The sequence below is a fragment of the Pseudomonas sp. P5_109 genome (genome assembly GCF_034009455.1).
GTDB lineage: Bacteria > Pseudomonadota > Gammaproteobacteria > Pseudomonadales > Pseudomonadaceae > Aquipseudomonas.
The window spans coordinates 290,242-312,543 of record NZ_CP125380.1 but is presented as its reverse complement, the minus strand read 5'-3'; the positions used below and the strand labels follow the sequence as shown (position 1 = coordinate 312,543).

Annotated in this window: 15 protein-coding genes, 1 tRNA gene and 1 pseudogene; 14 read left to right on the top strand and 3 right to left on the bottom strand. The window is 59.1% G+C overall.

The features are described from left to right. Positions 1-471: 471 nt before the first annotated feature. The 3 genes from QMK54_RS01365 to QMK54_RS01355 all read left to right on the top strand — a co-directional run bounded on the left by QMK54_RS01365 (position 472) and on the right by QMK54_RS01355 (position 9,829). On the top strand, positions 472-4,413 hold the full coding sequence (locus QMK54_RS01365; protein ID WP_223589013.1) for a beta strand repeat-containing protein: 3,942 nt from the start codon (positions 472-474) through the stop codon (positions 4,411-4,413). 106 nt (positions 4,414-4,519) lie between these two features. Continuing rightward, positions 4,520-6,682 (top strand): calcium-binding protein, encoded by a 2,163-nt coding sequence (locus QMK54_RS01360; protein ID WP_320401913.1) that lies wholly within the window; start codon positions 4,520-4,522, stop codon positions 6,680-6,682. 84 nt (positions 6,683-6,766) lie between these two features. Then, positions 6,767-9,829, top strand: a complete 3,063-nt coding sequence (locus tag QMK54_RS01355; protein WP_320401912.1) for a beta strand repeat-containing protein — start codon at positions 6,767-6,769, stop codon at positions 9,827-9,829. A gap of 64 nt (positions 9,830-9,893) precedes the next feature. Here QMK54_RS01355 and QMK54_RS01350 read toward each other — a convergent pair. Together QMK54_RS01350 and QMK54_RS01345 are read right to left on the bottom strand one after the other, a co-directional pair. After that, positions 9,894-10,073 (bottom strand): annotated as a pseudogene (locus tag QMK54_RS01350) (sigma factor); the annotation flags it as partial. A 105-nt stretch (positions 10,074-10,178) separates the two neighbouring features. After that, complete coding sequence (locus tag QMK54_RS01345) at positions 10,179-10,628, bottom strand: carboxypeptidase regulatory-like domain-containing protein (RefSeq protein ID WP_223589006.1); 450 nt, start codon at positions 10,626-10,628, stop codon at positions 10,179-10,181. 254 nt (positions 10,629-10,882) lie between these two features. Here QMK54_RS01345 and QMK54_RS01340 point away from each other — a divergent pair, with 254 nt between their 5' ends. From QMK54_RS01340 to QMK54_RS01325, 4 genes are all read left to right on the top strand, one after another. Next, a complete protein-coding gene (locus QMK54_RS01340; RefSeq protein ID WP_320401911.1) occupies positions 10,883-11,941 on the top strand; it encodes a PDDEXK nuclease domain-containing protein in 1,059 nt (352 codons plus the stop codon). Between the two features lie 68 nt (positions 11,942-12,009). Next, complete coding sequence (locus QMK54_RS01335) at positions 12,010-12,984, top strand: alpha/beta fold hydrolase (RefSeq protein ID WP_320401910.1); 975 nt, start codon at positions 12,010-12,012, stop codon at positions 12,982-12,984. A 36-nt stretch (positions 12,985-13,020) separates the two neighbouring features. Continuing rightward, positions 13,021-13,437: a hypothetical protein gene (locus QMK54_RS01330; RefSeq protein ID WP_320401909.1), complete on the top strand. Its 417-nt coding sequence runs from the start codon at positions 13,021-13,023 to the stop codon at positions 13,435-13,437. Positions 13,438-13,443: 6 nt separating this feature from the next. Then, a complete protein-coding gene (locus QMK54_RS01325; RefSeq protein WP_320401908.1) occupies positions 13,444-13,899 on the top strand; it encodes a hypothetical protein in 456 nt (151 codons plus the stop codon). A gap of 852 nt (positions 13,900-14,751) precedes the next feature. On the opposite strand, the gene gabP is transcribed toward QMK54_RS01325, so the two are convergent. Continuing rightward, the gene (gabP, locus tag QMK54_RS01320) at positions 14,752-16,143 is read right to left on the bottom strand and encodes a GABA permease (RefSeq protein WP_320401907.1); all 1,392 of its coding nucleotides are present in this window, start codon (positions 16,141-16,143) and stop codon (positions 14,752-14,754) included. A 564-nt stretch (positions 16,144-16,707) separates the two neighbouring features. Between gabP and QMK54_RS01315 the strand changes: the two genes are divergently transcribed. From QMK54_RS01315 to QMK54_RS01285, 7 genes are all read left to right on the top strand, one after another. Next, positions 16,708-17,481 carry an ABC transporter ATP-binding protein gene (locus QMK54_RS01315; protein WP_007972784.1) on the top strand — a complete coding sequence of 258 codons (774 nt, stop codon included), beginning with the start codon at positions 16,708-16,710 and terminating at the stop codon, positions 17,479-17,481. A 13-nt stretch (positions 17,482-17,494) separates the two neighbouring features. Next, the gene (locus QMK54_RS01310) at positions 17,495-18,244 is read left to right on the top strand and encodes an ABC transporter substrate-binding protein (RefSeq protein ID WP_320401906.1); all 750 of its coding nucleotides are present in this window, start codon (positions 17,495-17,497) and stop codon (positions 18,242-18,244) included. A 78-nt stretch (positions 18,245-18,322) separates the two neighbouring features. Continuing rightward, the gene (locus QMK54_RS01305; protein ID WP_110660005.1) at positions 18,323-19,018 is read left to right on the top strand and encodes an ABC transporter permease; all 696 of its coding nucleotides are present in this window, start codon (positions 18,323-18,325) and stop codon (positions 19,016-19,018) included. Then, positions 19,015-19,704, top strand: coding sequence for an ABC transporter permease (locus QMK54_RS01300; protein WP_057712426.1), 690 nt, complete (start codon positions 19,015-19,017; stop codon positions 19,702-19,704). The genes QMK54_RS01305 and QMK54_RS01300 overlap by 4 nt, the downstream gene beginning before the upstream one ends. After that, positions 19,685-20,914 (top strand): methyltransferase, encoded by a 1,230-nt coding sequence (locus QMK54_RS01295; protein WP_320401905.1) that lies wholly within the window; start codon positions 19,685-19,687, stop codon positions 20,912-20,914. The genes QMK54_RS01300 and QMK54_RS01295 overlap by 20 nt, the downstream gene beginning before the upstream one ends. A gap of 342 nt (positions 20,915-21,256) precedes the next feature. Further along, positions 21,257-22,081: an FkbM family methyltransferase gene (locus tag QMK54_RS01290; RefSeq protein WP_320401904.1), complete on the top strand. Its 825-nt coding sequence runs from the start codon at positions 21,257-21,259 to the stop codon at positions 22,079-22,081. 78 nt (positions 22,082-22,159) lie between these two features. Beyond that, a tRNA-Thr gene (locus tag QMK54_RS01285) sits at positions 22,160-22,235 on the top strand. Positions 22,236-22,302: the final 67 nt, after the last annotated feature.

Genomic DNA, 22,302 nt, shown 5'->3' with positions numbered 1-22,302 from the left:
AAAAACAATGTTAATCGCCCGCCCGCGCTCCGGTACTCCTCCGGTCCGTCCGGAAGGTTTTGGGGCATCTGGCCCGTTTCTGGCCGGGGTTTACACGGGTGAATTTGAGATAGGGCCACGATATCCAGCCGCTTCTCGAATGCTGAAGGAGGTTCACAGGTTTTGAAAATCCCCGTGTCGGCGGTTCGATTCCGTCTCTGGGCACCAAAATACCGAAAAACCCCAAGCGAAGATGATTCCTTGGGGTTTTTTATTGCCTGCGATTTGATGGTTGCCAGACCACCCTGCCCTCCCCACACTCCCCCCTGAAACGTTACTGACTCGCCCCCCTTTATGTCCGGTTCGACTCGCGCAGTCAGACCATCGGCGAATTTTCGCAAATCAACCGGCCTGAAGCACAAATGCAGTGCCGTCACACATCCCCATTTGAGACGACGACCGGGCAAGCGCAGTGGCAAATGGCTATATACAATGAGTGCCACTATCTGTGCCGCCGGGCATTTGAAGGTTGCAGCGTGGCGGCTCTACAGCGACACCGTTGCGTACAACACAGCCGAGTTCGTCATCCTGGCCTGCATGGCCTCGACGAATTTCGCTGAAATGCCCGGCGGCTTCACCTCGCCTGTTACTGGTGGCAATAACAACACGGCCGCGTGGGTTTCCACTTGCTGCCCGGAAAAAGGAAAATCACACATGGCCGTGATAACAGGCACTACGAGCAACGATGATCTATTGGGGACAAGTGAGCCAGACAGCATTTCCGGACTGGCGGGGGATGACATTCTCGATGGCGGTGTAGGCCTGGACACGCTGGACGGCGGCAACGGGGATGACATTTACATTCTCGACAAGATCCCCGAGCTGAAGTCTGACTTCACCGATGTATCCGGGCTTTTGATTTCCGGGGTCATGGACCCCTTTCAGACTGGATTGGGCAGTCAACAGCAAATCGATGCTCTGTTCTTTTCCGAATCATCCGGACTGTATTGGGGTCAAGGCATCTACTACTCCCGTGGCACTGGATTTGTCACTGGCTGGTTTTCCTTTGCGTCTGAGGGAGGCGTTTCCTCCCTACAGAGCGTCGGCGACAGCTTCTTCTACAACTACCACATAGACCAAGACCAAATAGTGCCGGACAGCGGTGGTACCGATCTGGTCAAGTCCAGCCTGCCCAGCTACACCCTGGGCAGCACCCTGGAAAACCTGGAGCTGACAGGCAGCGAAAATATCAATGGTGACGGTAACGACCTGAACAACCGGCTGACCGGCAACAGTGGCAAGAACACCCTGATGGGCTACGGTGGCGACGATATCCTGGACGGAGGCACGGGCGCCGACACCATGCAGGGCGGCGATGGCGGCGACACCTATTACGTCGACAATCTCGGCGATGTGGTCAGCGAAACCGGCACTGGCGGCGTTGACCTGGTCGCCAACACCCTCGAAAATTACGTGCTCGGTGCCAATATCGAGAATGGCCGCATTCTCTCGACCGGGACCTCCAATCTGGGCGGCAACGCTCTCGACAACGTACTCTACGCAGGTAGCGGCAATAATAGTCTCTTCGGTAATACAGGCTTCGATACCGTTTCATATGAGTACGCGGACGCTGCCGTCACCATCAATCTGGGCACCGTATCGCAAGTCACGGGCGGCTCCGGCACGGACGCCCTGGGAAGCATCGAGGCGGTGATCGGAAGCCGGTTCAACGACACCCTGATCGGTAACGCGCAAGACAATACCCTGGATGGCAGTGTCGGCCGTGATCTTGTCAAGGGAGAAGGCGGCAACGATACCCTGATGGCTGAAGGGGGATATTCGGCGACGCTGGAGTCGATTGCATACGAAACGACATACGATGAATCTGGCAATCAGATTGGCGGCTTTGATTTCTGGTTCTACCACGGCGAAACCCTCGACGGTGGCGCCGGCAACGATTTCGTCAGTTATGCCAATGCCCAATCGAGCGTGGTCGTGAACCTGGCCACCGGCTTTGGGTATGCAACGGGTGCCATTGCCCTGCTTAACAGCAGGCCTGCTCCGGACACCGGTATCGGGAACTTCATCAATGACGTGGAGCAAGCCATCTCAGACTTTGCCGACCAGTTGTGGAGTATCGAAAACATCATCGGCAGTAGTTTCAATGATGTTCTGACCGGCGATAATGGGGCCAATATCCTCAGCGGCAAGTCGGGTGCCGACACGTTGATCGGCGGACTCGGCAACGACACCTACTATGTCGACAACATCGGCGACATCGTGACCGAAACCGATCCGACGCTCAGCAGCGGTGGTAGCGATACGGTCCATAGCGCTCTCAATGCCTACACCCTCGGCGCCAATGTCGAGAACGGTCGCCTCACCGCCACCGGGGTTGCCGCCCTCACAGGCAACAGCCTCAACAACACTCTCTTTTCCGGGGCCGGCAACAATGTCCTCAATGGCATGACCGGCGTCGACACGGTTTCCTACGCCTATGCAGGCAGTGCAGTTACCGTCAGCCTGGCCGTAACTACGGCCCAGGCCACCGGCGGATCAGGCTCAGACACCCTGATCGCCATCGAAAACCTCACGGGCTCCAACTACGACGACACGCTCACGGGCAACGCCGCCGCCAACCTGCTGTACGGTGGCGCCGGCAATGACGTTTTGAATGGCGGCGCAGGCCTCGACCGGATGACGGGCGGTGAGGGTTCTGACACCTACTACGTCAGCAGCGCCGACGATGTCGTGATTGAAACCAATGCGACGGCCAGCACCGGCGGCAACGACACGGTCTACAGCTATCTCGACGCCTACACCCTCGGCGCCAATGTCGAGAACGGTCGCCTCCTTGCCACCGGAGTGGCCGCTCTCACGGGCAATAGCCTCGACAACACACTCTTTGCCGCGGCCGGTAACAACGTCCTCAATGGCAGCACTGGTGTCGACACGGCCTCTTACGTCTATGCCGGCAGCGCAGTCACCGTCAGCCTGGCCGTGACCACGGCCCAGGCTACCGGCGGATCGGGCGCCGACACCCTGATCACCATCGAAAACCTCACCGGCTCGAACTACAACGACACGCTCACGGGCAACGCCGCCGCCAACCTGCTCGATGGTGGCGCCGGCAATGACGTTTTGAATGGCGGCGCAGGCCTCGACCGAATGACCGGCGGTGAGGGTTCTGACACCTACTACGTCAGCAGTACCGGCGACGTCGTGATTGAAACCAATGCGACGACCAGCACCGGCGGCAGCGACACGGTCTACAGCTATCTCGACGCCTACACCCTCGGTGCCAATGTCGAGAACGGGCGCCTCCTCGCCACCGGGGTTGCCGCCCTGACGGGCAATAGCCTCGACAACACCCTCTTTGCCGCGGCCGGAAACAACGTCCTCAATGGCAGCACCGGCGTCGACACGGCCTCTTACGTCTATGCTGGCAGCGCAGTCACCGTCAGCCTGGCTGTGGCCACGGCTCAGGCAACCATTGGATCAGGCTCGGACACCCTGATCGCCATCGAAAACCTGACGGGCTCCAACTACAACGACACGCTCACGGGTAACGCCGCCGCCAACCTGCTCAATGGTGGCGCCGGCAACGACGTTTTGAATGGCGGCACGGGCGTCGACAGGATGACGGGCGGTGATGGTTCTGACGCCTACTACGTCGACAACATTCTCGACGTCGTGATGGAAACCAATGCCACGGCCAGCATTGGCGGCAGCGACACGGTCTACAGCTTTATCAGCGTCTACACCCTGGGCGCCAATGTCGAGAACGGTCGCCTCCTCACGACCGGGGCCGCCGCCCTTACGGGCAACAGTCTCGACAACACGTTCTACTCCGGGGCCGGCAGTAACCTGCTCAATGGCAGCACCGGCGTCGACACCGCCTCCTACCTCTATGCCGCCAGCGCCGTCAGCGTCAGCCTGGCCGTGACCACGGCCCAGGCCACCGGTGGATCAGGCGCCGACACCCTTATCGCCATCGAAAACCTCACGGGCTCCAACTACAACGACAGGCTCACGGGCAACGCCGCCGCCAACCTGCTGAGCGGTGGAAGCGGCAACGACATCCTGATCGGCGGTACAGGCAAGGATGTCCTCACCGGCGGTGCCGGCAATGACATCTTCGATTTCAACGCCGTCGCTGAAACGGGGCTGACCAGCGCCACCTGGGACATCATCAGCGACTTCACCCGGGGAGCCGACAAGATTGACCTGTCGACGCTCGATGCCAACACGGCGACGGCCACCAATGAAGCCTTCACCTCGGTCATCGGCAGTACCGTTGCCTTCAGTGCGGCCGGCCAGTTGAAAGTTTCAGGGGGGGTGCTCTACGGCAATACCGATGCCGACAGCGCCGCCGAGTTCGCCATTCAGGTAGTCGGTATCAGCAGCGTAACGACGGGGGACTTCATACTTTAACTCGCGGGAGGGCCGAGACACCTGACTGATGGCAGTTTGCCGCCATTATTTTGCCCTGTAGACTGCCAGTCACTTCCGCTTTCTCGTTGCGTAAAAGGAATTTGCAATGCCAACCCTGGGCGAAATCCGCGTCAACACTACGACTGGCAAAAACTCCGAGCCCTCCCTCACGGCTCTGAAGGACGGTGGTTACATCGTGGCGTGGAGCGATCAGGGAACAAGCTTTACCGACTACATCTACACCCAGCGCTATAACGCCAGTGGTGTGAAGGTAGGCGCGCCAGCCCTGGTCAACAAGGTTACCAACAGCGCACAGGAAGATCCCTCCATTACCGCATTGGCCAATGGCGGTTACGTGGTCGCCTGGCAATCGGATACCTTCGACGATATGTCGGACATCGCCGCCCAGGTCTACAACGCCAATGGCGTCAAGGTTGGAGGCGAGTTCATCGTCAACACAACCAGAATGGGTGAGCAGGACAGCGCGCAGATCACTTCGCTGAAGGACGGCGGCTTTGTGGTGTCCTGGGCTTCTTTCGGCCAGGACGGCAGCGGTTGGGGCAGTTACCTGCAGCGCTATGACGCCAGCGGGGCGAAGGTCGGTGTGGAGACTCGCGTCGCTACCACCACTCTGTCCGAGCAGGATGACTCTACTGTCACGGGCCTTGCCGATGGCGGCATCATGGCGGTTTGGGAGGGTAACGGAACAGGCGATGCATCCGGCATCTTCGGTCAGCGGTTCAAGGCCGACGGCAGCAAATCGGGCGGAGAAATCCGCATCAATACCAGGGTGGCCGACGATCAGACAGACCCCGTCGTCAAGGTCCTGAGTAGCGGTAACTACGTCGTCACCTGGCAATCGGCTCCCAACGATGGCGATGGCAACGACGAAACCGATGCCCCCGGCGACATCTACGCGCAGCTTTTCAATGCCGCAGGCGTAAAAGTGGGCGTGGAAACCCGGGTCAACACCACCATCGCAGGCAATCAGGAAGAGCCTAATATCACCGCAATGACGGATGGTGGCTATCTGGTGACCTGGGCAGGCCAAGGCACCGGTGATGTAAATGGCATCTTCTGCCAACGCTTCAATGCCAGCGGCGTCAAGGTGGGCACCGAAACCCGCATCAACACCACGACCACCGACAATCAATTATTCTCCCAGGTGACTGCATTGGCCGATGGCGGCTACGTGGTTGCCTGGGAGTCCTCGAAGGCGAGCGGGCAAGTTGACGTTTATACCCAGCGCTTTGACGCGAACGGCAACAAGGTTTCCAGCCTGACAGGCGATGCCTTGGCCAACACCCTGACGTGGACCGGCGCCGGCAGCGTGATCATCGATGGCGGCGCGGGCAACGACGCGCTTACAGGTGGCCGCGCCAACGACCATCTGAATGGTGGTGCAGGCAATGACTCGCTCAATGGCGCCGCCGGTGCCGACCGCCTGATCGGCGGCGATGGCTCCGACCTCTACTACGTCGACAATGCCGGCGATATCGTCAGCGAGACCAATGCCACGGCTATCACCGGCGGCACCGATAGCGTCTACAGCTTCCTCGGCGCCTACACCTTGGGTGACAACGTCGAGAACCTGCGCCTGCTGGCGACCGGCAATGCCAATGGCACCGGTAACAGCCTCAACAACGTCATCGACGCCGGGGCCGGCAACAACGTCCTCAATGGCGGCGCCGGTATCGATACCGCGTCCTATGCCTATGCCACGGCGGCGGTAACGGCCAGCCTGAGCCTGACCACTGCGCAAGCCACCGGTGGTTCCGGTTCCGACACCCTGTTGAACTTCGAAAACCTCACGGGCAGCGCCTATCACGACAAGCTGACCGGCAATGCGCTTGCCAACACCCTCACTGGCGGTGCCGGCAACGACACGCTCACCGGTGGCGCCGGCAATGACCTGCTGATCGGCGGCACGGGCCTGGACAAGCTTTATGGTGGCGCAGGGGCCGACAAATTCGACTTCAATGCCCTGAGTGAAATGGGCCTGGGCGCCGCCCTGCGCGATGTCATTGGCGATTTCAAGAGCAGCGAAGGCGACAAGATCGACCTGTCGACCCTGGACGCCAACTTGCTGACGGCGGCCAACGATGCGTTCAGCTTCATTGGCTCCAGTGCATTCAGCAGCAATGCCACAGGGCAGCTACGATTCGCCGGCGGCATCCTCTACGGCAGCACCGACGCCGACACCGCCGCGGAGTTCGAAATTCAGTTGCTCGGTGTGAGCAACTTGCAAACTGCGGACCTTATTGCCTGATCGACCAGACGCTGCATATCCGAAGTTTCATGGTTGTCCCGAAAACAGACAAGTAAGTTAAAAATAAACGACAGGGGTGTTGATATGGCTAGCTTGATAAACGGTCTAGGTGGTGCAGCGGGTTTCGGGGAGAACCAACTGACTCGAAACGATGACAGCTACACCTCTTACATTGATATCAGCACTGTTTTCGGGGCGGCCGGACTCAATTTCTTCGGCACCAACTACACCGACATTTCCGTCAACAACAACGGAAACATCACATTTGGTAGCGGTCTTTCCACCTATACCCCCTACGGCATGCAAGATTCCAGCAGGCCGATGATTGCTCCCTTTTTTGCCGACGTCGATACCCGTGGTGGAACGGTCAGTGCCACGCCGGGTGGCACATCGACGGGCAGCAACCTGGTCTATTACGACTTCAATTCCGCAGGTAATGGCACGCTGACCGTTACCTGGGATGACGTCGGTTACTACAACAGCAAGGTAGATAAGCTCAATGCCTTCCAACTCCAGCTGGTTGGAAAGGGCAACGGCAACTTCGATGTCATCTTCAGATATGAAACCGTCAACTGGACGACCGGTAGCGCCAGTGGCGGCACCGATGGCCTGGGAGGAACCGTTGCCCGTGCCGGTTACTCGACTGGCGACGGCTCCTCCTGGTATGAACTGCCGCAATCGGGCAATGAATCCGCCATTCTCGGGCTGGAAACCACCCCCGGTAACACAGGGGTCGCCGGTTATTACAAATTCAGCATCGTCAGCGGTACATCCGGCAATGACAACATGCAAGGAACTGCCGGGAATGACTCGCTCTATGGTTCATCCGGCAATGACATCATCAATGGTTATGCCGGCAATGACGTACTTTACGGCGCAGCGGGCAGCGACAGGCTCTTGGGTGGCCTGGGAGACGACACCTATATCGTGGATGCACTGGATACGCTTGTTGAACTAGCCAACCAGGGTACCGACGTCGTTCAGGCACAAATCAGCTATACGCTCGGTGATAACCTGGAGAACCTGATTCTGACCGGGAATAGCAGTATCAACGGCACAGGTAACGCACTGAACAACACCTTTGTCGGCAACTCGTACAACAATATTTTCAATGGCGCGGGGGGCACCGACTTTGTTTCGTATGCCTATTCCAACTATGGTGTCACCGTCGATCTGTCCAACACCGGCTCGCAATATACCTCCCAAGGCTACGATACTTTCGTGTCTATCGAGGGCGTCATCGGTACGGATGACTCCGATACACTAACCGGTAATGCCTTGGCCAATATCCTTTACGGTGGCGCGGACAACGACACCCTCAATGGCGGTGGCGGCAACGACACCCTCGATGGCGGCAGTGGCGCCGACCGGATGACTGGCGGCGATGGCTCTGACATCTACTACGTCGACAATGTCGACAATGTCGACGATATCGTCAGCGAGACCAATGCCACGGCCAGCACTGGCGGCACCGATAGCGTCTATAGCTACCTCGGCGCCTACACCCTGGGAAACAACGTCGAGAACCTGCGCCTGCTGTCGACCGGCGCTGCCAACGGCACCGGCAACAGCCTCAACAACATCATCGACGCCGGGGCTGGCAACAACGTCCTCAATGGTGACGCCGGTATCGATACCGCGTCCTATGCCTATGCCACCGCGGCGGTCACGGTCAACCTGGGGCTGACCACCGCGCAAGCCACCGGTGGTTCCGGTTCCGACACCCTGTTGAATTTCGAGAACCTCACGGGCAGCAACTATAACGACAAGCTGACCGGCAACGCGGCCGCCAACACCCTCAGCGGCGGCCTGGGCAGCGACCAACTCAACGGCGCCGCCGGTGCCGACCGCCTGATCGGCGGCGATGGTTCCGACCTCTACTACGTCGACAATGCCGGCGATGTCGTCAGCGAAACCAATGCTGTCGCCAGCACCGGTGGCATCGATACCGTCTACAGCTTCCTCGGCGCCTACACCCTGGGTGACAATGTCGAGAACCTGCGCCTGCTGTCGACCGGCGCTGCCAACGGCACCGGTAACGGCCTCAACAACGTCATCGATGCCGGGGCCGGCAACAACGTCCTCAATGGCGGCGCCGGTATCGATACCGCGTCCTATGCCTATGCCACGGCAGCGGTCACGGCCAACCTGGGGCTGACTACCGCGCAAGCCACCGGTGGTTCCGGTTCCGACACCCTGTTGAATTTCGAGAACCTCACGGGCAGCAACTATAACGACAAGCTGACCGGCAACGCGGCCGCCAACACCCTCAGCGGCGGCCTGGGCAGCGACCAACTCAACGGCGCCGCCGGTGCCGACCGCCTGATCGGCGGCGATGGCTCCGACCTCTACTACGTCGACAATGCCGGCGATGTCGTCAGTGAAACCAATGCTGTCGCCAGCACCGGTGGCATCGATACCGTCTACAGCTTCCTCGGCGCCTACACCCTGACTGACAATGTCGAGAACCTGCGCCTGCTGTCGACCGGCGCTGCCAACGGCACCGGTAACGGCCTCAACAACGTCATCGACGCCGGGGCCGGCAACAACGTCCTCAATGGCGGCGCCGGTATCGATACCGCGTCCTATGCCTATGCCACGGCAGCGGTCACGGCCAACCTGGGGCTGACCACTGCGCAAGCCACCGGTGGTTCCGGTTCCGACACCCTGTTGAACTTCGAGAACCTCACGGGCAGCAACTATCACGACACGCTGACCGGCAATGCGCTTGCCAACACCCTCAACGGCGGTGCCGGCAACGACACGCTCACCGGTGGCGCCGGCAATGACCTGCTGATCGGTGGCACGGGCCTGGACAAGCTTTATGGTGGCGCCGGGGCCGACAAATTCGACTTCAATGCCTTGAATGAAATGGGCCTGGGCGCCGCCCTGCGCGATGTCATTGGCGATTTCAAGAGCAGCGAAGGCGACAAGATCGACCTGTCGACCCTGGACGCCAACTTGCTGACGGCGGCCAACGATGCGTTCAGCTTCATTGGCTCCAGTGCATTCAGCAGCAATGCCACAGGGCAGGTACGGTTCGCCGATGGCATTCTCTACGGCAGCACCGACGCCGACACCGCCGCCGAGTTCGAAATCCAGTTGCTGGGTGTGAGCAACTTGCAAACTGCCGACCTGATTGCCTGATAGGGGTGATCGTACCGGCATGACAAAAGGCTGCCTTGGGTAGCCTTTTGTTTTTCTGCGATAACAGGCGAAAAATAAAACTGCGGTCATTGAGCACCGCCACCGACTCATCAACATTCAATAGCTTCAGATAGGTTTCCTGCGCCACGTCGGCGGCGCGCTGCCGGTCACTCATGCGCCGGGTGAGGACGCTCAACAAGTCATCGTAATGCTCTTGAAAGCTCAGCAGCAGGGTATCTTTCATTGCGCTACAAACCTTCAACGCCAGACTTACGCAGGCGATAAAAACCAAAAACCCTGAATCGCATGATTCAGGGTTTATTTCCGATCCATGGTCTAGAGCTTCTGGTTAACTCGCGTCATTCCAGTGGAAAACCAGGTTGCGCGCTGCACCACTGCCAACATCGGCAACGTCATGCCGTGTTTCGCCATTGCGCGTCGCAATGACCGTGTATTTACCAGCAGGCAGTTTCACGTAAACCAGCGGACCGGCGTCACTGAGCGTCAGCACGGTTTGCCCGGGGGCTTTCTGAATAACGACGTTCACATCAGGAATGTATTCATTTTCCGTCCCGACAGAGAACGTCATGTGCAGGTTATAGCCGGTGGTCTGTTGGATGGCCTTGGACTCATCCTCGCCGATACCACCGGACAGGTAGGCGATGCCGTTTTGCTCCTGGCGTTGCACCTGCACGCCAGCGTTGTCGATTGGATCAAGGCTGGCGGCGGGCGACATCGATGGAAACATCAACACGCCGACGGCGGTGAGTGGCAACAGGAGTGAATGGAGGTACTTCATGATGACGACTCCCGGGTTCTGCAGAACCCAATCGTTACATCCTTTGGATTCCCAGTCGCAGGGAGGTGTTTTAGATTGATTTGGCCTGAGTACGAAACGTACTACGCCATTTGTTCCTCAGCCCTCGCCTGCCCTGCGACATGTCCTGCCAGCTAACCCGGTATTTCCTGCCCGTTTTTCAGTAACTCCCGGCATCTTCAAAGGCTGCTCGCTTGTCATGCTCTTTCGCTGTCCAAACTGCAGCGGAAGACCTCATGACGGCCCCCACACCCAACGCCCCTCACGACCCCTATCTGGCTTCACTGCTTGGCAACCTTGGCAAACTGATCCATCAGGCACGTCAGAAAGTGCTGCGGGCGGTCGATACCGTCCAGGTGCAAACCTGTTGGCAGATTGGGCGACACATCGTTGAGTTCGAACAGAACGGCGCGCGACGGGCGAGGTATGGCAAAGAGTTACCGTTGACTTTGGCCAACGTGCTGACGGCGGAATTCGGAAAGGGATTTGACGCTTCCAACCTTCTGTACATGCGTCTGTTCTATCAAGCCTTTCCAATTCGTGACGCACTGCGTCACGAATTGAGCTGGACCCACTACCGCCGCCTGCTTCGGGTAGACAACGACAGCGCTCGTCTCTGGTACATGAACGAATCAGCCACCCAAAACTGGTCGAGCCGCGCCCTGGAACGCCAGATCAATACGTTGTACTACGAACGCCTGCTGGCAAGCCGCGATCGCGGCAGCCTCAAGCAGGAGGCCGCCACCAATATTCAGAACATGAAGGCCAGCCCCCGGGATTTCATCCGAGATCCGGTAGTGCTGGAGTTTCTTGGTTTACCCAATGCCGGCAAGCTTCAGGAAAGCGAGATCGAACAAGCGTTGATCGAACAACTGCAAGGCTTCCTGCTGGAACTGGGCAAGGGCTTCGCGTTCATTGCCCGCCAGCAACGCATCAGTACCGACAGCAAAGACTTCTACATCGACCTGGTGTTCTACAACTACTTGCTCAAGTGTTTCGTCATCTTCGATATCAAGCGCGGCGAACTGACCCATCAGGATGTGGGACAGATGGACATGTACGTGCGCATGTACGACGACCTGAAACGCGGCGTGGAAGAAGGCCCCACTGTCGGCATCATTCTCTGTGCGCAAAAGGATGAATCCGAGGTGCGTTACTCAGTGCAGGAAGGCAACGAGCAACTGCTCGCCAGCAAGTACAGGCTTGTCCTGCCGAGCGAAGAGGAACTCCGTAACGCACTGGATCGGGAGCAGGCGGCACTTGAAGAACGACTGCTCGATCAACCAATGCGTTGAGGTCAATGGATTGTTCATCAACGGCATCAAGACTATTGTTGGCAGCTACCCGCAAAGGTCCGACGCCGATGAATTTGCAGGAAACGCCTTCACTCGCCCCAGCTCAAATCGAGTTGCCGTTGCAACGCGTTGCGTCCGGTGAACCGTTCAAGGAAACCGCTGCAGACGGTTTTATCCTCGGTGGTTTCACCTGGCGACACCCCTCCCCGGACGCCGCTCGTCCGGTCGTTATCATCAATGCCGCCACTTCGGTCCGTTGTCGCCATTACTCGCGCTTCGCCGACTATCTGCTCGACCATGGCTTCGATGTCATCACCTATGACTACCGCGGCATCGGCGAGTCGCGGCCGGCATCGCTCAAAGGCCTCAAGGCTTCATGGACCGATTGGGGAGCACTGGATTTCGAGGCGATGCTCAAGCGCGCACAGCGTGAGTTCCCCGGGCAGCCTATCGATGTGGTCGGCCACAGCTTTGGCGGCTGTGCCGCGGGCCTGGGGGCGTCCGGGCACCTGATCCGGCGCCTGGTGACAGTCGGTGCGCAATTCGCCTACTGGCGCGACTATGCACCTGCCCATCGCTGGCGCATGTTCGCCAAGTGGCATGTGCTGATGCCACTGGTGACGATGATCTACGGCTACTTTCCTGGCAAACGCCTTGGCTGGCTGGAAGACACACCCGCCGGCGTGGTCCGTGACTGGAGCCTCTCCACTGCCCGCTTCGAAAAACGCTCCAGCGGCCGCGCGATCAGCACAACCTCCGGGCATCTGCCCTTTGCCAGCGTCACCGCGCAAACCCTGGCCATCAGCATCAGCGACGATCCCTACGGCACGGTCCCGGCCATCGAACGCCTGCTCGGCTACTTCACCGGCAGCACAAACTCTCATCTGCGCATCCACCCCGAAGACATCGGCGAAGAAGAAGTCGGACATTTCGCCTTTTTTCGCAGCCCATACCAAGCCACACTATGGCCCATTGCATTGGCCTGGCTGCAAAACGGCGAACTGGCCCCCGATACCCCCGGGCGGCGAGTGCCACGCAACTAGGCCTTTTGCCCTTTCAACGAACACGGAACGACGCCCATGGCCTCCGCCAACAAGCAGCAAAAACGCGCCTCCCGCGCCAAGGCCAAGGCCAAGCAGAACCGCACCCAGCGGGCTGCCGCGCCGGTCGAGCTGGATCCGAACGACGATCGCATCGACTTCGAATCGGTGGACCTGACCGAACTGTTCAAGAAAATGATCGACGCCGAAAAAATCAGCCAGCAAGCCCTGTGCACGGTCTTCCTCGAAGACCCTTTGCTGGAACTGGTGTACGAGCAGGAAGGCGAAGAAGGCGCGATGGACTTCATCCTTGCCGCGCTGATCGAATATCGCCAATGGGCGACCGAAACCGACGAGGCCGGCGCCCTGGCGTGGATCGAATCACCGGCCTTCCAGGCTGACTACGTGGCGGCGTCCGACGCCATTGCCGCGCAAACCCAACAGAAACCGAACTGAGTTCCCATGGCCTCCCTGAACAAGCAACAGAAACGCGCCAAGCGCGCAAAAGCCAAAGCCAAGCAGATCAACATCCACGGTCGCAAACCCGCCGTGCTGGACGATGATGACCTGGGCCACCTCGCCGAACCGATCCCGGAATACACCCTGGCGATGTTCAGCAAAATGCGTGATGCGGAAGCCGTCAGCCGCAGCGAAATGCTCTCGGTGTTGCTGACGAACCTCGCCTTTATCATCATCGACCATCCAGAACTGCTGGACATGGAAAACGCCGACGACGAAGGCATGGCCGCCACCCACCTGGCCGCCGACATGCTGATCGACTACCGCATGTGGGCCGACGGCATGGACCGCGACGCCGCCCAGGCATGGCTGAGCGAGCCGCAGTTCATCACCGATTTCGGCGCTGCGCTGGACGTCTACCGCGAATCGCTGGAAGTGCCGGAAGAAAAAGCCGAGTAACGGTTACGACTCAAACAAAAACGGCCGCTTGTCATCACTGACAGCGGCCTTTTTTTGGTCTTTCACTGGTTTGGCGGCCACGCGGTCCCTTGTAGGAGCTGGCTTGCCAGCGATGATCGTCAACGATAACGCGTGTAAACCGAATAAACCCGGCGCCCTCTATCGCCAGCAAGCCGGCTCCTACAGATTGGCGTTCACATCATTTCGACTTGGACGCGGTCTCCTGTAGGAGCTGGCTTGCCAGCGATGATCGTTAACGATGACGCGTACAAACTGGATAAACGCAGCGCACTAGAGCCCATCGCCAGCAAGCCGGCTCCTACAGATTGGTGTTCACATCATTTCGACTTGGACGCGGTCTCCTGTAGGAGCTGGCTTGCCAGCGATGGTCGTTAACGATAACGCGTACGAACCGAATAAACCCGGCGCCCTTGAGTCTATCGCCAGCAAGCCGGCTCCTACAGTTTGGCGTTCACATCATTTCGACCAGGACGCGGTCCCTTGTAGGAGCTGGCTTGCCAGCGATGGTCGTTAACGATGACGCGTACAAACTGGATAAACGCAGCGCACTAGAGCCCATCGCCAGCAAGCCGGCTCCTACAGATTGGCGTTCACATCATTTCGACTTGGACGCGGTCTCCTGTAGGAGCTGGCTTGCCAGCGATGGTCGTTAACGATAACGCGTGTGGACTGGATAAACGCGGCGCACTGGAGTCCATCGCCGGCAAGCCGGCTCCTACAGGTATTGCGTTATCGGGGTTTCCCGGAATTGCGTGAAGAACCTTTTTGATAGAAACAAAAACGGCCGCTTGTCATCACTGACAGCGGCCGTTTTGCGTTACGCGATATGGATCAGTTCAGCACTGCCGCGCCACGTTTTTCCAGCTTGCGACGGCGAGCCACCAGCAAGCCGGTCGCTACTACCAGGGCACTGAGCAAGCCGGTCGCGAGAATTTCCACGCGATGGGCATCCTGGAACAGCATGATGGTCAGGGCCGCAACGATGAAGACGATCACCGCGTAGGTCAGGCCCGGGAACAGCCACATGCTGAAGGCGATTTTTTCTCCGCGTGCAATACGCTGCTTACGCATGCGCAGTTGCGAGATCGCAATCACCAGGTACACCAGCAATGCGATGGCGCCGGAGCTGGCTAGCAGGAATTCGAACACGGCAGCCGGAGCCACGTAGTTGGCGAATGTTGCCAGGAACGCAGCGCCAGTGGACAACATCACCGCCCAGTACGGCGTACCGCGTTTGTTCGTGCGGGTGGACATGGCCGGCGCATCGCCGCGCTTGCCCAGGGAGAACAACATCCGCGACGACGTGTAGAGCGCCGAGTTCAGGCAGCTGGTCACAGCAACCAGTACCACAATGTCGACGATCATCTTGGCGTTCGGGATGCCCATGCGCTCAAGCACTGTCTGGTAGGAACCCAGGCTTGCCAGTACCGGGTCGTTCCAAGGTACCAGGGCCACGACGATGAAGATCGATACGAGGTAGAACAAGCCGATCCGCCAGATCACCGAATTGGTGGCCTTGGAGATTTGCTTGCCCGGGTCTTTCGATTCCGCGGCCGCGATGGTCACGATCTCGGTGCCCATGAAAGAGAACATGGTGGTCAGAATGGCACCCAGCACCGCGCCCATGCCGTTTGGCAGGAAGCCTTGGGTGTCGAACAGGTGTGAAACGCCGCTGACCTGGCTGCCAGGCAGGAAGCCGAAGATCGCCATGACGCCGAGCACAATGAAACCGATGATCGCGAGAACCTTGATCAGCGCGAACCAGAACTCGAACTCACCGTAGTTCTTCACGCTGAACAGGTTGGTCACGGTCAGCAGCATCGTGATGACCAGGGCGAAGGCCCAGATGTCCACACCCGGGAACCAGGCATGCAGGATGGTCGCGGCGGCGTTGGCTTCCAGCGGAATCACCAGCACCCAGAACCACCAGTACAGCCAGCCGATGGTGAAACCGGCCCAGTGACCGATCGCGCGGTCGGCGTAAGTCGAAAACGAACCGGTGTCCGGCGAGGCAACGGCCATTTCGCCGAGCATGCGCATGACCAATACCACCAACATGCCGGCGGCGGCGTAAGCCAACAGTACAGCCGGACCTGCGGCGGCGATGGCGTGACCCGAGCCAACGAACAAGCCGGCGCCGATAACCCCGGCAATCGACAGCATGGTCACGTGGCGCGGTTTGAGCCCCTGTTCGAGGCCATTAGAGCTTTGGGTACTGCTCATTGAAACTACCTTTGTAAGGAGAAGCGAATGCATGCATCCCGTTCGGCGATCCTTCTCGTAAAAAGAAGCCAACGGGGCGTTCTGGATTCTGCACGCAATAATTGCGCCAAAATGTTTCAAATCCCTCTAGTCCGGCGATCTCGCTTTGACCGGATGGTCATCGCAACCCATTGAATTTAATGGCACTTTGCCAGAGCGTTACCCTGCGACCCACATTGCGGGGCAAATCCGCGCACTGGAAACACACTTGAAAATGGCTCTGCGCACATTAAAAGTGCACAACCAGTGCATTTGGCCGGATAGCGCTTCCAACACCCTGTCAAAGCTGGCAACATCGCGCCTTTTTTTGCGACAGCCACCGCGATTTTTATCGACAGGCAAGGTTCAAACGGCTGTTCGGTTGTTGATGGGGCGACAGTCTGCTGCGCCGATGCGACAACCTGCCACACGCCAGCCGTTTACCGCCCGTAGCGCTGTTGGCTGCCATTGAAACGCTATGCTAGGTTGGCCGCCTCGCCAGGAAGGCCACCAACAGCAGGAGCGCAACATATATGAGGAACGCACATGGCTGAGGCCACGCCCGCGCTTGAAATCCGCAACTTGCACAAACGCTACGGTTCGCTGGAGGTGCTCAAAGGTATCTCGCTGACCGCCCGCGACGGCGACGTGATCTCGATCCTGGGTTCTTCCGGTTCCGGCAAGTCCACGTTCCTGCGTTGCATCAACCTGCTGGAAAACCCGCACCAGGGCCAGATCCTGGTCGCCGGCGAAGAACTCAAGCTCAAGGCCGCGAAGAACGGTGAACTGGTTGCCGCCGATGGCAAGCAGATCAATCGCCTGCGCAGCGAAATCGGTTTTGTGTTTCAAAACTTTAACCTGTGGCCGCACATGAGCGTGCTCGACAACATCATCGAAGCCCCGCGCCGCGTACTCGGCCAGAGCAAGGCCGAAGCCATCGAAGTCGCCGAAGCCCTGCTGGCCAAGGTCGGCATCGCCGACAAACGCCATGCCTATCCGGCGCAGTTGTCCGGCGGTCAGCAACAACGGGCAGCCATCGCCCGCACCCTGGCCATGCAGCCCAAGGTCATCCTGTTCGACGAGCCCACCTCGGCGCTTGACCCGGAAATGGTCCAGGAAGTACTTAATGTCATCCGCGCACTGGCCGAAGAAGGCCGCACCATGCTGCTCGTGACCCATGAAATGGGCTTCGCCCGTCAGGTCTCCAGCGAAGTGGTGTTCCTTCACCAGGGCTTGGTAGAAGAGCAAGGATCGCCACAGCAGGTATTTGAAAACCCGCTTTCGGCGCGCTGCAAACAATTCATGTCCAGCAACCGCTAACGGAGCTACCCACATGCAGAACTACAAAAAGGTCTTCCTGGCTGCCGCCGTCACCCTGGCGTTCAGCGCCGGTGCCATGGCCGAAACCCTGAAGATGGGCATCGAAGCGGCTTACCCGCCGTTCAACAATAAAGATGCCAGTGGCAATGTCGTCGGCTTCGACAAAGAGATCGGCGACGCCCTGTGCGCCAAGATGAAAGTCGAGTGCACCGTCGTGACCTCCGACTGGGACGGCATCATCCCGGCCCTGAACGCCAAGAAGTTCGACTTCCTGATCTCCTCGATGTCGATCACCGACGAGCGCAAGCAAGCGGTGGACTTCACCGACCCGTACTACTCCAACAAGCTGCAGTTCATCGCCAAGAAAGACGTCGACTTCAAAACCGACAAGGACTCGGTCAAAGGCAAGATCATCGGCGCCCAGCGCGCGACCCTGGCCGGTACCTTCCTGGAAGACAACTATGGTGACGACATCACCATCAAGCTCTACGACACCCAGGAAAACGCCTACCTCGACCTGACTTCCGGCCGTCTGGACGGCATCCTGGCCGACAAGTACGTCAACTACGAGTGGCTCAAAAGCGACGCCGGCCGTCCTTACGAATTCAAGGGCGACCCAGTGGAAGAAAGCGACAAGATCGGTATCGCCGTACGTAAAAACGATCCGATCCGCGCGAAGCTGAACAGCGCGCTGAAAGAAATCGTCGCTGATGGCACCTACAAGAAGATCAACGACAAGTACTTCCCGTTCAGCATCTACTGATTCTGACCTGCCGGACCGACGCCCTCCTCTGACGGCGCCGGTCCCCGGCCTTGCCTGCCGCGATTTGAAAAGAAATCCATGATTATCGACCTCTACGGATTCGGCCCGGCGCTCGCCGCTGGCGCGCTGATGACTGTGAAACTGGCACTCTCGGCCTTGTGCCTGGGGCTGGTGCTCGGTCTGCTCGGCGCCTTGGCCAAGACTTCCCCATACAAGCCGCTGCAATGGCTTGGCGGCACCTATTCGACCCTGGTTCGCGGCATCCCGGAATTGCTCTGGGTGCTGTTGATCTACTTCGGTACGGTCAACCTGATGCGTGCCCTGGGCGAGTTTTTCGGCAACCCCGACCTCGAACTCAGCGCTTTCGCCGCCGGCGTGATTGCGCTGGGCCTGTGCTTCGGTGCCTACGCCACGGAAGTGTTTCGCGGTGCGATCCTCGCCATTCCAAAAGGCCATCGTGAAGCCGGCGTGGCCCTGGGCATGTCGAAATGGCGCATCTTCACCAAATTGATCATGCCGCAGATGTGGCGCATCGCCCTGCCGGGTCTGGGCAACCTGTTCATGATCCTGATGAAAGACACCGCGCTGGTGTCGGTGATCGGCCTGGAAGAAATCATGCGTCACGCGCAAATCGGCGTGACCGTCTCCAAACAGCCGTTCACCTTCTATATGGTCGCCGCGTTCATGTACCTGGGCCTGACGGTGCTGGCGATGACTGGCATGTACTTCCTGGAAAAACGCGCCGCTCGCGGCTTCGCGAGGAGCACCCAATGAACTGGGAAGTCATCATCAAGTGGCTGCCGAAACTGGCCCAGGGCGCGACCCTGACCCTGGAACTGGTGGCCATCGCCGTGATCGCCGGTTTGCTGCTGGCCATTCCGCTGGGCATCGCCCGTTCATCGCGCCTGTGGTGGGTGCGGGCATTTCCCTACGGCTACATCTTCTTTTTCCGTGGCACGCCGTTGCTGGTTCAACTGTTCCTGGTCTACTACGGCCTGGCACAGTTCGACGCGATCCGTAACAGCTCGATGTGGCCATACCTGCGCGATCCGTTCTGGTGCGCCACGGCGACCATGACCCTGCACACGGCGGCCTACATCGCGGAGATCCTGCGGGGCGCCATCCAGGCGATTCCACCGGGCGAGATTGAGGCGGCGCGAGCACTGGGCATGTCCAAACCCAAGGCGCTGTTCTACATCATGCTGCCGCGCGCCGCGCGCATCGGCTTGCCGGCCTACAGCAACGAAGTGATCCTGATGCTCAAGGCCAGTGCCCTGGCCAGCACCGTGACCTTGCTGGAACTGACCGGCATGGCCCGCACCATCATTGCCCGGACCTACCTGCCGGTGGAGATCTTCTTCGCCGCGGGCATGTTCTACCTGGTGATGGCCTACGTGCTGGTACGCGGCTTCAAGCTGCTGGAGCGCTGGTTGCGCGTCGATGCCTGCCAAGGGCGTTGAGGATTGCGTGTTGACGGGCGAGGCCCTACTCGCCCGTTTCACCGCGCTGGATGCTTTTCTGACAAGGCATCAGGTCCTGTGGAAACCTCGGCCGTTCACTCATCTGCGGCTTCCCTGGGAAGCTTCCTACCCGGAGCTGGCCGCATGGCTACGTGAGCGGACACTGGAAGACGCAGAAAACGCTCACAACCAGCCTGCCCTTCTCAATGCACCAGAACCCTTTGCTTCCTTGGCAATGATGTCCATTGCCTTGAGTGCCGTGGATGAATTGCCCGCCCGCACGCTCGAAGCGCCCGGCCATCGATTGAACGTCGATGTACCGGGGCGTAAATGGCAGCAGATCGAAGCCTTCTCCAGCCGATTGCAGTTTACCGAGGCACCGCGGCATTGGCTGGACTGGTGCTCGGGCAAGGGACATCTGGGGCGCCGCCTGCTGCAACCGGGGCAGCAACTGACGTGCCTGGAGTACGACCCGGCTCTGGTTACCAGCGGCCAGGCACTCAGCCAGCGTCATCACCTGCATGCGCTGCATATCGAACAGGATGTGCTCGCGGCGGACGCAGCCACTTTACTAAGTGCGCATCACACACCCGTCGCGCTTCACGCCTGCGGTGATTTGCATGTGCGGCTGATTCAACTCGCCAGCGCCACAGGCTGCAAACAACTCGCCATTGCGCCGTGTTGCTACAACCGGATCAGTCTTGCCCAATACTCGCCGATTTCCTCGGCCGCCCAAGGCTCCGGCTTACAGCTTTCCCTCGACGATCTTGCGCTGCCAATGAGCGAAACGGTCACAGCCGGCGCCCGTGTGCGGCGGCAACGTGACACCTCCATGGCCCGGCGCCTGGGCTTCGACTTGCTGCAACGGCAACTGCGCGGCATGGACGAGTACCTGCCAACCCCGTCCCTGCCCAGCGCCTGGCTGGACAAATCCTTCGCCGACTACTGCCATCACCTGGCCGCACTCAAAGAGTTATCCACAATCGGCCCGCAAGATTGGCCAGCCCTGGAAGCCGCCGGCTGGCAGCGACTGGCCGAGGTGCGCAACCTTGAGCTGCTACGCGGACTTTTCCGACGTCCGCTGGAGCTTTGGCTGGTCCTTGACCGGGCACTTTTCCTCGCCGAGCAGGGCTACAGCGTCCGAGTCGGTACTTTCTGCGAAACGCCGCTCACGCCGCGTAATTTCCTGCTCTTGGCCGAACGCGCTTAAACACACCCAGCCTGTGGATAACTCTGTTGATGAAATTATCGTGGATCCAATATCCACGCCTGTTTCATGGGCGAAAGCAAACTGTTCAATTTTTGTACAGAGCATAAAAAATCGAAAAAACAGGCATTTGCGAACAAATGAGAACGGATCCACAATTTCGGCCTAAACCCAGTGCGCGGCCAATGGCATTGTGCATAAGCATTTAATGAAAACGACATAAACGCCTAATCCGGGACCGCTGACGGGGGAAATTGCACCGCCGCACTTCTCTTGATATACACAAACGCCAGGGCGCCAGCAGTGCGGCCACGAACAAGAACATTCTTCCGACAGGATGCGCCAGTGACGTTCATTTCTTACGCACAGAATTTTGAAGACATACGCCTGTGGCGCGCCCTCAAAACCGTCGAGAACGGCTTCTACATCGACGTCGGGGCCAACGATCCCACGCATGACTCGGTCACCAAGGCGTTCTACGACAACGGCTGGACCGGCATCAACGTCGAACCGATGCCCAACTACTTCGAAGCCCTGTGCCAGCAACGCCCCAAAGACACCAACCTGCAATGTGCGGCCGGGGAAAGTGCGGACGAACTGACCTTCTACGGCATCGCCGACACCGGCCTCTCGACCCTCGACCCGGCCATGGCGAAAATGCACAAAGACGCCGGCATGGACGTGCGCAGCCAGACGATCAAGTCCCGCACCCTGAGCTCCATCTGCGAAGAACACGCCCGGGACCGCGCCATCCACTTCCTGAAAATCGACGTGGAAGGCCACGAAGAAACCGTCCTGCGCGGCATGGACTTCAACCAATGGCGGCCATGGGTAATCCTCATCGAAACCCCCTGGGCCCGCGACCAGGCCTGGGAAACCCTCGTCACCGACGCCGGCTACCACTCGATCCTGTTCGACGGCATCAACACCTATTACCTCGCCGAAGAACACCTGAACCTCAAACCCGCCTTCGACATCCCGCCATGCAACCTGGACGAGTTCCAGTTCTGCAAAGGCCACAACTTCAGCCACCCCGTCAGCGACGCCGAACACCAGCTCGCCGCTGCCCTGCAACGCGCCGAACAGGCCGAAGCACAGCTGCGCGCAATGCAAAACAGCCGTACCTGGCAAGCCATTCAGAAACTCAAGAAAACCCTACTGCGCGCCTGACCTGAAGCTCACGCAAAAATAGTCAGAATTCAGGGGTTTACAGAACCTATCCAATCGCTATAATCGTCGCCCTGACACGCCGGTATAGCTCAGATGGTAGAGCAACTGACTTGTAATCAGTAGGTCCCGGGTTCGATTCCTGGTGCCGGCACCATACAAGGTTCCATAGAAAGCTTTCAAAATCTCTGGAACCCCCGAAAAACCCGCCTTCTGGCGGGTTT